We start from the raw sequence: 12,693 nt of genomic DNA, 5'->3' as shown, positions 1-12,693 counted from the left end.
ATTACTTTTTGGATCCTCGCCCGCGGCTCGGTGCAGGCGGAGTCCAGGCAGTGACTTGGTCGCGGGTCAGGGCCAGTCCGGACAGTGCGGTGTCGAGGACTTGGGTGATCATGGATGCCGGGGACATGCCGAACTCCGGTTCGATCTTCTGGTGCCACTGCTGCAGCCACGGTTCCAGCTCCACCAGACCGGCCAGCAGGGGGACGACCGCATCGGTGCCCGACTCCGGGATCAAAGCCATACGCCCAGGTAGTTCACGAGCGAGCGCGAGTGCCTGGTCGCGGTGGGACCAGCCCGCCCACCCGAGCACGGCTGTGGGATCGTTGGGCTTGGACAAATCCGGGTAGGAGATGAACCGCTCCTTCGGGACATCGAGCTTGCCCCGGGCTTTCCAGTATTCAACTTTTTGGAAGTCAGGAGTCGAGTACTTGGGTGGCACCGGGATGGAAACCTTCCCTCCCAGATCCTCGAGACGTTGAAGGTCCCAGACTTTTTGCCACTCCCCGAACTTCTCCAGACCACTGGGTTTGTACCGCTGCGCAGCAAGGTACGGTACGGCTTGGGTCAAGGCCAAATGAAGCACGTCAACCAATTCCGGGTGAGTGGTGCCCGAATGGACTTCAGCCAACTCCTGAAGGATCGCGTCCCCACGCAGGGCATGTGCCAAATCCGATATTGTACGCAGCCCCGGTCCCTGGGAATCGTGCCATAGCGTCGGATCTTCCAAGCGCTCCAGGATGGCGCCTCGCAGCGCAGCCTGCTGCTGCTTGTCCCACGTTTCGGTGACCCACCGCCGCTTGAATTCGGGCTTCTCCAACAACCGGATGTTGCGATCCGACTCCATCAGGTCCAAACGTTTTTGGACAAGGCCCCTGTAGTCCTCCGGCCAACCCGCGGGGATGTCAGCGAGGGGGATGGATGCATGGCGTTCAAACCAAGCTGTTTCCTCAGTCCCGTCCAGAACGCGTCGCGCCAAGGTAATCTCGAACGCTCGTTCCCCAAGCGCGATCTGGTCAATGCCTTCACCTTGGTAGGTGAGGTCCTCTTCGATCAGCCCGTAAAGGCGGTAGATCGCCCAGTCGAGCTCTTCCTGTTCGAAGATCATGCGTGCTCTTAGTTGATCCGCGTCCGCAGCGGCCCGAGAGAGGGCTGCGTGCAAGGGGTTGCGTTCGGAGAGTGTCTCCCAGATTTTGATGACGTTATCCGGGGACACTGCCTGCAATTCTTGTGCCAACCGGTCCAGCACTCGGGCACGATCAGCCGTCAATCCGGACGGCAACGGGAATTCTTGAAGCTTCGTTCCGGTGAATTCATAACGCTCATCCCAGCCAGAGGCGCTTACACGTGCACCGCTATTGCCGACGGGGTCTCCGCCCTTGGGATAGCTGACTTGCTTGAGCCAGAAGCAGGCCGCTGAGGAGTTCAGCACCCCGAGCAGTTCCAGGTGCTGTTCCTCTGTTGCACCCGTGGGCAGCTTGATGACCGGTGCAGACTTATTGAAAAGGTGACCACCACGCTCCAATGCGAAGTGATTGTGCGTCGCCACGAAAGCAAAAGCTAATAAGAGGCCATTGGAGTGTTTTCGGGGTTGATAGATCGCGTGATCGAACCATCTGAGACCCCTTTGCTCAGCTGTCTTTCCGAAGTAGATGGCAGATCGCAACACTGAACGATAATTCCATAGATGCCTTGCAGCTCCCGGTAGAGGGGCAATTTCTATACCCTTCTGCGTTACGGGAAGGTAGGCCATGGACCGCGCCTCGAATGCAAAATCTCGAAGAACATCGCCTTCGACAAATGGTAGACACTGATCTGCGATGTGCAGTTCACGGGTTACACGTCCTGGCATCAAGAACACTTCGTCGTTCCCTGTAATGTCAGAGAATCCAACATCATCAATCGTATTGATGAGTCGTTCTAGCGCTGATCCTTCGATCCGTTCCTTCAGCTTGTTAGCGCCGCCGCCGCTGAGCGACCATGGGAACATTGTCAATGTTGCCCTGTATAAGTCAGCGACAGATACATAGGACCCCTCGAACCCAGGGTCAGTGATGTTTTGGGTGATTTCGGTCCAGACCAAGCCCTTGGCTGGGTCCTTCGGTTGTCCAGGTTCACCGCGAACGCCTAGGACGGCGCGAATAGTCTCCGTTTGCGGGCGGCGGCGGCGACCAACGATGATAACTGTGGGGGTGCCGTGGCCTGGGATGTACGCACCGGAAGTGTCGATGACCTGCAGCAGATCAACGGGGTTGTCCGTGTGGAATCCTGCGAAAAATTCCTCAATGAGCTTCTTGCCAAATTCGCGCTTCATGAAGGAGTTCGACGTGATCTGCCCAGTGAATCCCGCAGGCTGGCCAGGTGCGCCCTTGATCGCGAGGCGGAAGAAGAGCTCCATGAACGGCACAGACAAGGCGTATTTGCCCTTTGTCGTTTTGTATGACTCCCGATACTTTAGGTTGAGGATCTTGTCTTTGACAGTGATGTAGGGCGGGTTGCCGACCACAGCGTGGTATTTGCCCGGTGTGAGGATTCCTGCATACTCGGAGAGGTCTTCCCCATCATATTCAAAGGTTGACTCATTCTGGGTACCGAAGATGTCGAATTCGCCGGCCCGGGCACCGCCCTGTTCTCCGAGCAGTGAGTCGCCGATGGCAAGGTGGAAGCCCATGGGAGCAACCCCGACGAGAGATGTTTCGCCTGCGGCTTGGAGTCCTGCAACGGTGAGGCGGAAGCGGGCGATCGCAACCGCGAACGGGTTGAGGTCAACACCATGGATGGAATCCATGGCCTTGCGGACCAGTTCCTTGGGACCCATGGCGGGGGACTCTGCCTGCCACTTTTGGTGCAGGCGGGCAAACGCGCCCAACAGGAAGTGCCCGGAGCCGCAAGTTGGGTCGATCATCTTGAACCCGTCGAGCCCGAACTCTTTCACTGCTGGTTCAAGCGTCTGGTCAAGGATGAACTCCTCGACGAAGACCGGCGTCTGCAACAGCGCGTAGGTTTTCTTCGCGTGGTCGGAGAGGTCCTGGTAGAGGTCTCCAAGGAAGCGGGTATCCAAAGTAGGGTCGGTGAAGTCATGTAACAACACGCCGTTCGCGTCGGCGGTGCGCCAGAATTCGATGAGGGAAGACGCTGCATCCTGCGAAATTGTCGCAGCCCATACGGGGTTGTGGTCCGGGTCGATCAGCAGCGAACCCGCCGGTTGGGCGGCGAGAACGTGGAAGCCCTGTTGCAGCCAGTGGCGGCGGTTGTGGTCCGGATGCTCCAGGAAGTAGGCGCTGAGGTTTTCCTCGGAGCGGGTGACACTGTCCCCGGGGCCGGAGATCCATCCGACTGCCACCGGTTTCCCGTCGAGCTCAGCACCGGCCAGCAGATTGTTGTCCTCGCAGAACCGCAGGAACGTGGTGGAAATGATCCAGGCAACGGCCGCTTGGTCGACTTCGTTGTCCCGCCACACGCTCCACGAATGTCCGGTGCGTTCGCGTTTGAGCGCGGCAACGTACTCCTCCTTGAGACGTGCACCCCAATCATTGGTCGAGTCGTCGGCTCGGGCCTTGAGGTCGGTCTGCAGGAGCTTGAGCCGGCCTTTGAGGTCCTTGAGTAGGCTGGCGGAATCGATCATTGTGGTGCTCCTGTGGTCATGCTGGTCGGATCGGTGTTGAACGCCGAGAGGTCGGAGGGTAGGTCGAGCCACCCGGAGGGGCCCACTGGTACGGGGTCGCCATCAAGCAGCGGTACTTCGTTGCGTCCGTCCCGCGCCACCAGGAGCCATCGGGCTGCCGGGCGTGGGGTACCAAGGTCGAGCAGTTCGGCCAGAAGTGGTGTCATCCCGTACCGAACCAACGCCGAAACGTTGACAATGAGCAAGGGAACATCCTGGGTCAGCGCTTGGTGCCATGTGGGTGTGACTGCCTGTCGTACGAGTTGGGAGAGCTGTGCCCAATCAGGTGTGGAGTGTGGCTTCGCATCCATGTCGACCACGAAGTCCCACTTGATCTGGAACTGCGCGGCAAGCTTCTTGGTCGCATCCACTAGTAGCGCAGCGGCATCCAACACAGCCAAGCCCTGCGCGGTGTAGAGGCTTGGTAGGTCGCGAGCGGTGCGTGCGTAGTCTTTTGATGCGGTGCACAGCGTCAAGGCGGAACGCCGGGCGAATGATGTCTGCAATGCACGTGAGGCATCCGGAGACGCAGCCATGAAACCTACGTGGGTGCGGGTGGCTTCCTGCGTCCGCGTCCGTGCTGTCTGGACGGCGTATGTATCCCCGTTGCGTTGCACCCCCGGCAGAACCTTATGAACGATTGCATCCAGCTGAGCTTGTGATGCCGGTATTTGTACGTTCGGGAATCGGGCGCTCACGTTGCGGCGCACCGCATCAACGGAAATGCTGCGTCCTGGTTTGCCGCGCAATGCCGCTTCCAGTGCCGAGACTGCGTCCAAACTTGCCGGGTAGAGTTCGTCGAACCCGGCCGAGACTTCAGCTGTCATCGACGCTGCCGCTGCCAGGCGCAATAGTCGACGTTCGGTGATCATCCCGAAGGCATCTGTTCCCGCGACGCGCAGCCAAACATCCCGAAGTGCTTCGGAGGCTTGTGAGAAAGGCACAATCCTGCCATCTGCGACCAAGCCGTCTGCGGTGTCGCCGAGTTCGCCGGCCAGCTCGGTGAGCAGGTCCGCCGCAGGATGATCCGAGCCAGTCTGCTCCGGATCAGAAGATTCGTGCAGCGCGACTAGGTCCACGCGACCGCCACGACGGCGCCGCAACTCGATGGCCGGTTCGGGCAGGCGCGCATCCAACTCAACGACAGCACGCAGCAGGGCCGATCCCTGACAGAGACGAGCTCCCCCATCAAGTAGGGATCCCCGTTCCGCGACGAGAGCCTTGGCAAGTTCCGGGCGCGTCATGACGCGCCCGGAACGATGCAGTATCGCCAGCACGTCGTCTCGGACGGATTCCAAAGAACGATCTTTGGTGCGGGACCATGTCTCCGCAGCGGCCTGCAGGACACCGGCGACCTGATCGCGGGATAGACCGAGCAGCTTTCCGACCTCCGATGGAGTGGGCCAGTCGTTTTCCGGGTCACCTTCCAAAACAGCCTTGATCACCGCACGGTCGTCGGCTTTTCGTATTTTTTTGAGCAGCTCCAGTACCAACTGCTCGGTGCCATGGACCTGTTGGGACGGATCATCTTGGGCAAGTTGTTCGCGCCACTGCCGAATGTGGGCAACCAATTCCTTGCGGTAGACCTCGCCCAGACCGCGGATCCGGTTGATCAGTACGGGAGAGACGCCCAGGAGATCGCCTACGGTGATGACTTCGTCCAAGCGCAGGGCGCCGGAAAGGGCCCTGGCGGACAAGCCGGCACGTTCCAGCGGGGTTTCGAGGGTCGCCTGATTTGAGAGGTCGTCATTGGCTTGGGCATCGTCGTTTCCGGCATCCAGAGCGGCGAATACCTGGTACCAGGCGGCCGCCATCTCATCCGCGGAAGCAAATCTCTTGCGTGAGTCAGGGTGCAGGGCCTTGGTGAAGAATTCGACGAGGTGTTCGGACACGCTTGTCTCGAAGCTCGCTCGCTGTACCACCGGTGCCTCGGCAGGGGAGGAAGGCTGCCCGGAACCCTCCGGCCACCACGGCAGTTGGCCGGTAGACATTTCGAAGAGTGTGACAGCGGCAGCCCAAAGCTCTGCAGCCCGGTCGTACCGTTGTCGGCGGCCCTTGCCAAGGAACGGATCCAAATAGCCCGGGGTTCCGGCTGAGATCGAATCCAACGGCTCCGAGGCCAAGGAAAAGTCGAAGAGGACAAGGTCGGGTTGGCGGGTGGTCAAGGTGCCGATGTTCGCCGGTTTGATATCCCGGTGGAAGATGCCCTTGGATTCCAAGTACGACAGAGCTTCCAGGAGCTGTCCGCCGAACCGTTCCAATTGGCCCACCGTGGAGCGGCCTTCCTTCAGGAGGCGTGTTGCCAGGGTTTCGGTCCCAGCGTCCGTCATGACGATGGCCGTACGACTACCCACTTGTGTGGGACCTTCAAGAAGACGCACGATCCGCTTGTGATCCAGAGTGGAAAGTGTTTGTGCTTCGGAGCTCAGGCGGCCGGCAGCGGCGTCGGTGCGGGCTACTTTCATCACGACCTCACGGTCTGGATCGGCAGCGGCGGTGTCGCCGACACCCAGGGCAACGCCGGAAGAGCCTTCGCCGCGGCGTGAGAGCACCAGGAATCGATCGTCCAGGGCGTCGCCGGCCTGTGCGTCGATGGGGTCGGCGACCTCGACGGGCTCGGCTTCAGGGTCGGGGCGTCGTATTTGATCCCAGGCTGTGCGTAGGGACGTGAGGACCTCATCGAGGGTTGCTGAGCGATCGGCTTCGCGCTGTGTGGTCGCCTGGACCACAGCATCCGCCACGGCATCCGGCATGCCCGCACCTGCGCGGCGTGGATCCAGTGCCCCTTCGGTTCTCAGTAGTTCTTCAAGTTCGGGGAAATTCGCGGCAGGGGCCTTGCCTGACAATACGAGGTACGCCAAGGCTCCGAAACCGTAGACGTCCAAGGGGACACCGGGTACATCCGCTGTGGAGGACCGGGCTTCGGGTGCAAGGTAGAGCCAACCGTCGCTGTTGCTGATCCCCATGATGTCCGTGGCCCCGCCAGAGATAACGGTAATGGTGGCAGCGGATGTCGTGCGTTCTTTTTGTCCTGTGTACCAATCCCGGACCATAGGGCGCGGCGGGCGCCCGGACGAAGATGGAGCAACCCATACCCGTTGCGGGGCCAAAGCGCGGTGGATCAGATGCCGCTGATGCGCGTAACGAAGGGTCTCTCCGAGCTGCAGCACGAAGGCGATACGATCCTCAAACTGGAGTGATTTCCCTGCCTCCGAGGCAAGGTATGCGTCCAATGGGATTTCGGCATCGTTGTATTCGAAGAGGAGCGCCGGACCATCGTCGGTTTTCTTGAAGTCGACAGGAACCGTGATCCCGTCGTGCTTGATGCCATACGTCAGCTGGTACTCGCGCAGGGCCAATTGCTCCACCCGCACCCGCTCCGATGCTGGCGCCTTAGGGTAGATATCGTAGAGGCGCAGGCGTCGTTTTACCCCTGGCATGGCGGGCATGTCCACCAGAACATCCTGCCAGTCGGGGCCGTCGGCGATGGGCGTGGATTCGCTTACTTGGTAGTCCGCGACCATGCGAACCTTCGGGGTCTTGCGGAATCCAGCTTCTTTGCATATGTGCCGGATTGCCCGGGCACGTTGCAAATCAACGGCAGACCACTTATTGGCCGGCGGCTCGGCAAGGAAATGACTGAAGCTATTAAGTGGCGCTCCCGTCGCCTTGACGTCATATCCGTCAAGAATGAGCACTCCTGTTGAACCGAGCGCATCCAAGTCAATACGGGACCCGGCCCCATGCAGCACAACTAGAGGCTTGATGAAGGGCAAAATCGTTTGCGCTTGCTGCTGGTTGGTGAAGGCGCTTTTTAGAAGACTGGACAGCCTCTTGGCCTTGAGATCCGTCAAAAGCAGTGGGTTTGCGACATTTCTGGCGGGAAGATCCCAACGATGCGAGTCACCACGGATCGTGCCGTGCCATCCCTTAAGCTCCACCAGGAAAAAGCCAGCGGGTGTCAGCAGCAAAACGTCGATCTCGGATGTGCGTCCTTGTTCGTCGATGAACGTCAGGTTTGACCAGGCAGTTGTGATCCCATCATCTGGCAAAATCTTTCGAAAGGCCTCAAGCGCTAACCGTTCGGCGGGAGATGCTGGCTCGCCCAGTTCATGCCATAGGGGAGAATCGTCCTTCATCGCCAGCTGTTGCTCCGTCTTCTTAGGTCAAGAGATATCAGGGGTGCTTTTAGCCCATCGGCCGGGAACTCCCGTGGATTTCATTTTGAGCCCCCGCTAAGTAGCTTAACAGTAGGCACACCACTAAAGGCGCTTCTAAAGCGCTCACGATTGAAATGTCCATGGTGGACGAAGCCAACCTGGCCGTCCCAAAGGCCATCGACGCGGCGGCCGTTGGGATCGCAAGCGTGTTCGTTACGGGTCAGCTTCGTGAATCGTTCGCGACTTATAAAAGGTTTCCGCGTGATTCGTACCCTTTGATTGTCTTCGACTGTGGCCTGATGTCGCAGGTGCTGAAGGCGGAGCAAGCTTGGCTCTCGGGTAATGACCTTAACCACGAACAGACGTCCTGATCAGGTCTTCCGGCAGGCTATCTTTGCATAATCTGCTGCCGGAAAAGCTGGTGAATCGATAGTGGCACGGTGACAATTTATCTACTGACGATTGCCGGCCGCTGCAGCATGCGCAGAATGCCCGCAGTAGTTGCGGATCGAACCCGGCTCGGAGCCGGTATTTGCCACCTTTTCGTTCTCCGACGGCTGCCGCCATGGTCCGAATCGGTGGCGACGATCATCATTTCATTGAAGTACATGTACAGCTGTGACCGGCAAGCGTTCTGATTCTTCGTCAAAGAAGCCGAAGCAGACAATAGAGACCGAGTCGCCGTTGTCGAGGGTGGAATGAGAGTATAGATACTTGATCGGCTTCGGTTCTACCTCGAAGTGTCCTGGTTGTCCCGTAGCCTGGCAAGATGGACAACCGTGAAGGAAATAGCGCTTTCGACTTGGGCGAAGGAATTTTCGAGAGCCTGATTACGGATCATCTGGCTGGTCGCTTGCAATCCTTGACCGGCTACACGCGCTCAGTGGAATCGGTCGATGCCGAAACTGCCCCCGGCGAATTGGCCCGATTTCTTGGCCATGCAATTGAGGCACGATTAAGCGCGCTTGAACCTGACCATATGATTGCGCTGACCAACCAGCTTCTTGGCATTGTTGGGCACACCGAAGATGTGCTTCCAGGTCCCCAGAAACTTATGAAGCTGCAACGCGACGATGGTGTCCGTGCTCGCTCGTTCAAACGACCGCAGACCTCGTTGAGCTCGGCAGCACTGCTCACGAATAGTCGCGAAGATCCGCAACTGGCCGCCGAACTGCGAGCCGAACTCTCCTCGGCCGATCGCGTTGACCTGTTGTGCGCTTTCATCAAGTGGGAGGGCCTGCGACTGCTTTCCGAATCGCTCGAGGCGCTTAAGGATTACGGCATCCAGATACGGGTCATCACCACGACATATATGGGCGCAACCCAACGCCACGCCATTGACGAACTGGTTCGCCGTTTCGGCGCAGAAGTCCGCATCAACTACGAGACGAATGCGACCAGACTTCACGCAAAGGCCTGGATGTTCCACCGGAATTCTGGATTCGACACCGCCTACGTTGGGAGCTCCAACCTCAGCCGTCCGGCCCTTCTTGACGGGCTCGAATGGAATGTCCGGCTCTCTGGCGTGGCGACTCCCGGTCTCCTGCAAAAGTTCTCGATGACATTCGACAGCTATTGGGAAGACGACGCCTTCGTTCCCTACGATCCGGATAAGGATGCCGAACGCCTGGATGCAGCGTTGAAGCGGGCAGGTGGAACCACGGCTGAACGAATGCTTGGCTCCACCGGATTGGAAGTGCTTCCGCTGTTGCATCAAAAGGAAATGCTCGAAGAACTCGACGCCGCCCGGACCAACCGCAACGAACATCGGAACTTGGTGGTTGCCGCTACTGGGACCGGCAAGACCGTGCTCGCTGCGTTGGACTACAAACGCTTGTGCGAAGCCGCCGGCCGGGAGCTAACTCTGTTGTTCGTGGCGCACCGGAAGGAGATCCTCGAACAATCGCTCAAAACGTATCGCAGGGTCCTGGGTAAGGGCGCCTTTGGAGAGCTGTTCGTGGATGGACAAAAACCTGAGGCCTGGAAACATGTTTTCGCCAGTGTCCAGTCTCTGGCCGCCTTCGGACTTTCCAAGGTCGAACCGCGTGCCTTTGACGTTGTGGTGATCGACGAGTTCCACCATGCAGAGGCAAACTCCTACCGCAGGCTTATTGAGCATCTGAGGCCCATCGAACTGCTGGGGCTCACAGCAACACCCGAACGCGGCGACGGCATCAACGTTGCCGATACCTACTTTGACGGAAAGATTGCCTCGGAGCTGCGTCTCTGGGATGCATTGGATGCCGACCTGCTGGTTCCCTTCCACTACTTCGGGGTGGCCGATGATGTCGACCTGACAGCAATCGAATGGAAACGCGGTTCCTATGACCTGGAACAGCTCAGTAATGTCTACACCGGCAATGACATCCGCGCCCTGAAGATCATCAACGAACTTCGGGACAAGGTACTCAGCCCGTCCGTGATGCGTGCCCTGGGTTTCTGCGTCTCGGTCCAGCACGCGCACTACATGGCCAAGGTCTTCAACGAGGCCGGCATTCCCTCGGTGGCGGTGTCGGGGAACTCCAGCACGGAGGAACGCGAGGGTGCTCTGGCCAAGCTGCGAGCACGGGAGCTGAACTGCATCTTTGCCGTCGACCTCTTCAACGAGGGGCTCGACGTGCCGGAGATCGACACGATCCTCCTGCTGCGTCCTACGCAGAGCTCAACCATTTTCCTGCAGCAACTCGGTCGCGGCCTTCGCCGGGCCGACGACAAGGCCGTCCTCACGGTGCTGGACTTCATTGGCCAGCAGCGCCGGGAGTTTCGCTTCGACGTCAAGTACCGTGCCTTGCTGGATGTGCCGCGCAGGAAGCTGGAACGCATCATCGATGATGGTGCGCCCGGGCTGCCATCGGGTTGCCAGCTCATGCTTGATCGAGTGGCGCGAACCATTGTGCTGGAGAACATCCGCTCGCAGCTCAAGTTGAACAAGCCGGCGCTGGTTCGTGAGATCAAGTCCCATGGGTTGCTTGGATTGGATGACTATCTCGAGGAATCAGGTCGGGACATCAAAGACGTCTACCGCAGAACAGGGGATTCCTGGACAGATCTCATTCGTCGTGCTGGCCTGATCTCCTCGCGCTCGCCCTGGGAAGAAGGCCTTGTTGCCATCGCGGCTGGCCAACAAGACGAGGAACGCGAGCTGCTCAAACGGGTCACTCGATTCCTCCACGTTGACGACGCCGAGCGCGCCGATGCCTATTCCACCCTTCTGTCCAACGCTGCCCCTCGATATGCGGAGCTGGATCAACGTGAGCAGACCTTTGCTCGGATGCTGTTCTACACGTTCTGGGACAACGGCAATGGCTACGACTCCTATGACGAAGGGCTGGACCGGATCCGCGAGAACGGATACCTTGTCGAGGAATTGCGAGCAGCGTTTGCCCGAGGTGTGGCTCGCAGTGCGCATGCGCCGAAGGGGCTGCCGCTCGGCCTGCAACAGATTCCGTTGTACTCGCACGCCACGTACTGGCGATCGGAAGTTCTCGCGGCCCTCGAGTACGGTTCCTTGGAGCAGGGCAGGGGCGTCAGCCACCGCGAAGGAGTGGCCTGGTGCCCGCAGGCGAGCACCGATGCGCTGTTCGTGACACTGGACAAGGACGAGACGGTCCACAACCCGAACACGCTGTACAAGGATTATGCGATCAGTTCGCGACTCTTCCATTGGGAATCGCAGAACGCAACCAGTCCAACCAGCCCGACCGGCAAGCGCTACTTGAACCGGAAAGACCACGCCTCGCACATTTTGCTCTTTACCCGCGATGCTGCGAAGGACATAGACGGGCTGGTCATTCCGTTCACCTGCTTGGGAACCGTTGACTACGTCGAGCACAAGGGATCCAAGCCGATCGCAATTACTTGGAAGCTGCACCGCGATATGCCGGTCAGCGTCCTGACTTCGGCGAGCGCTGCGGCGCGCTAGACGAAGTCGTTGGCTTATGAAATAACCGCGATGTTCCGCATTCCTGGCTCCTGAAGGTGAACGGGCTGCAGAGCGAATCCGCTGAGACAAAGCGGTGTCAATTGTATTGCTATGCCCTTGATCTAGGTCCAGCTACCAACTGAAGTGTCAGATGTAATGAGGTCGTAGATGTAGCTTGAAATTACGCCCATGACTATCTCCTTTCCGTAGTTCCAGATCTTCTTGGATGCGGCCATAATGGAGGGCCATAGAAGTACTAGAAGGAGAACGACGAGAAGTGAGATGGTTAGCAATTCGGGTGGTAGTGAACCCACAGCCAGGCTGTACCTAAACCAAGGGAAAATCCATTCTACTTGGCTTTGACTGAGATGTATATTTATTGGCCAAATATGCAATCATACCGGCAGGCTGGAGGCTTCAAATCGGCGGTGCAATTCGTGCATACTCCTGGTCGCGACCCGCATCGTTGCCCGCGACCATCGGATGCGGTGGCGAGTTGGCGCTCCATGTCATAGCACATCTCACCCTCACCGCAGCACGGGGGGGCACAGCAGAAGAGATGAGCAACGCCTCCGCGTCATCGACCCCCCGGTTCTCTATGCGACACCGAGAGCGACCTCGAGGTCGCGTTCGCCGAAGCCTTCGGCAGGCCACCGGCTGGCGCACCGGGACGAAATCCACTTTGCGGAGCTCGGCGATGAACCGGCCGTGCTCCTTGGCCTGAAACCGGCACCCGACCTCATTATGGCCATGACGCAGGCCGCGGGCTTCACGCCCAATGTCCGGTGGCGCTTGCGCAACGTGGAGACGATCCGCTCGGTGGTGGGGCGCGGCCTGGGCTACACCGTGATCATGGGTCGGCCCAGCGGGGACAAGACCTACGACGGGCACCAGAAGACAGAACGGGTTGCCCAGCTTTGCCGCGACAGCGAACGCAAATAGGTGAGGAT

General features: G+C 59.1%; 5 protein-coding genes. 3 read left to right on the top strand and 2 right to left on the bottom strand.

Annotated features, from left to right (window positions below; all coding sequences use genetic code 11):
* Position 1: 1 nt before the first annotated feature.
* Positions 2–3,622, bottom strand: coding sequence for a BREX-2 system adenine-specific DNA-methyltransferase PglX (pglX, locus tag ACIPVK_RS07190; RefSeq protein ID WP_407611278.1), 3,621 nt, complete (start codon positions 3,620–3,622; stop codon positions 2–4).
* Complete coding sequence (gene pglW / locus ACIPVK_RS07185; RefSeq protein ID WP_407611277.1) at positions 3,619–7,800, bottom strand: BREX system serine/threonine kinase PglW; 4,182 nt, start codon at positions 7,798–7,800, stop codon at positions 3,619–3,621. Before pglW ends, pglX begins: the two co-directional genes overlap by 4 nt.
* A gap of 161 nt (positions 7,801–7,961) precedes the next feature.
* On the opposite strand from pglW, the gene ACIPVK_RS07180 reads away from it, so the two are divergent.
* The 3 genes from ACIPVK_RS07180 to ACIPVK_RS07170 all read left to right on the top strand — a co-directional run bounded on the left by ACIPVK_RS07180 (position 7,962) and on the right by ACIPVK_RS07170 (position 12,685).
* The gene (locus ACIPVK_RS07180; protein WP_407611276.1) at positions 7,962–8,192 is read left to right on the top strand and encodes a hypothetical protein; all 231 of its coding nucleotides are present in this window, start codon (positions 7,962–7,964) and stop codon (positions 8,190–8,192) included.
* Between the two features lie 398 nt (positions 8,193–8,590).
* Positions 8,591–11,743, top strand: coding sequence for a DUF3427 domain-containing protein (locus tag ACIPVK_RS07175; protein ID WP_407611275.1), 3,153 nt, complete (start codon positions 8,591–8,593; stop codon positions 11,741–11,743).
* 483 nt (positions 11,744–12,226) lie between these two features.
* Positions 12,227–12,685, top strand: a complete 459-nt coding sequence (locus ACIPVK_RS07170) for a LysR substrate-binding domain-containing protein (protein WP_407611274.1) — start codon at positions 12,227–12,229, stop codon at positions 12,683–12,685.
* Positions 12,686–12,693 lie beyond the last annotated feature (8 nt).

Origin of the sequence: Paeniglutamicibacter sp. MACA_103 (assembly GCF_045798555.1) — a bacterium.
GTDB lineage: Bacteria > Actinomycetota > Actinomycetes > Actinomycetales > Micrococcaceae > Paeniglutamicibacter.
The sequence above is the reverse complement of the archived record's forward strand: the minus strand, read 5'-3'. Positions and strand labels throughout refer to the sequence as shown.

What these genes read in the sequence shown, in the direction of transcription:
- pglX (WP_407611278.1), bottom strand. Translation starts at nt 3,622, where the DNA reads ATGATCGATTCCGCCAGCCTACTCAAGGACCTCAAAGGCCGGCTCAAG.
- pglW (WP_407611277.1), bottom strand. Translation starts at nt 7,800, where the DNA reads ATGAAGGACGATTCTCCCCTATGGCATGAACTGGGCGAGCCAGCATCT.
- ACIPVK_RS07180 (WP_407611276.1), top strand. Translation starts at nt 7,962, where the DNA reads ATGGTGGACGAAGCCAACCTGGCCGTCCCAAAGGCCATCGACGCGGCG.
- ACIPVK_RS07175 (WP_407611275.1), top strand. Translation starts at nt 8,591, where the DNA reads ATGGACAACCGTGAAGGAAATAGCGCTTTCGACTTGGGCGAAGGAATT.
- ACIPVK_RS07170 (WP_407611274.1), top strand. Translation starts at nt 12,227, where the DNA reads ATGCGGTGGCGAGTTGGCGCTCCATGTCATAGCACATCTCACCCTCAC.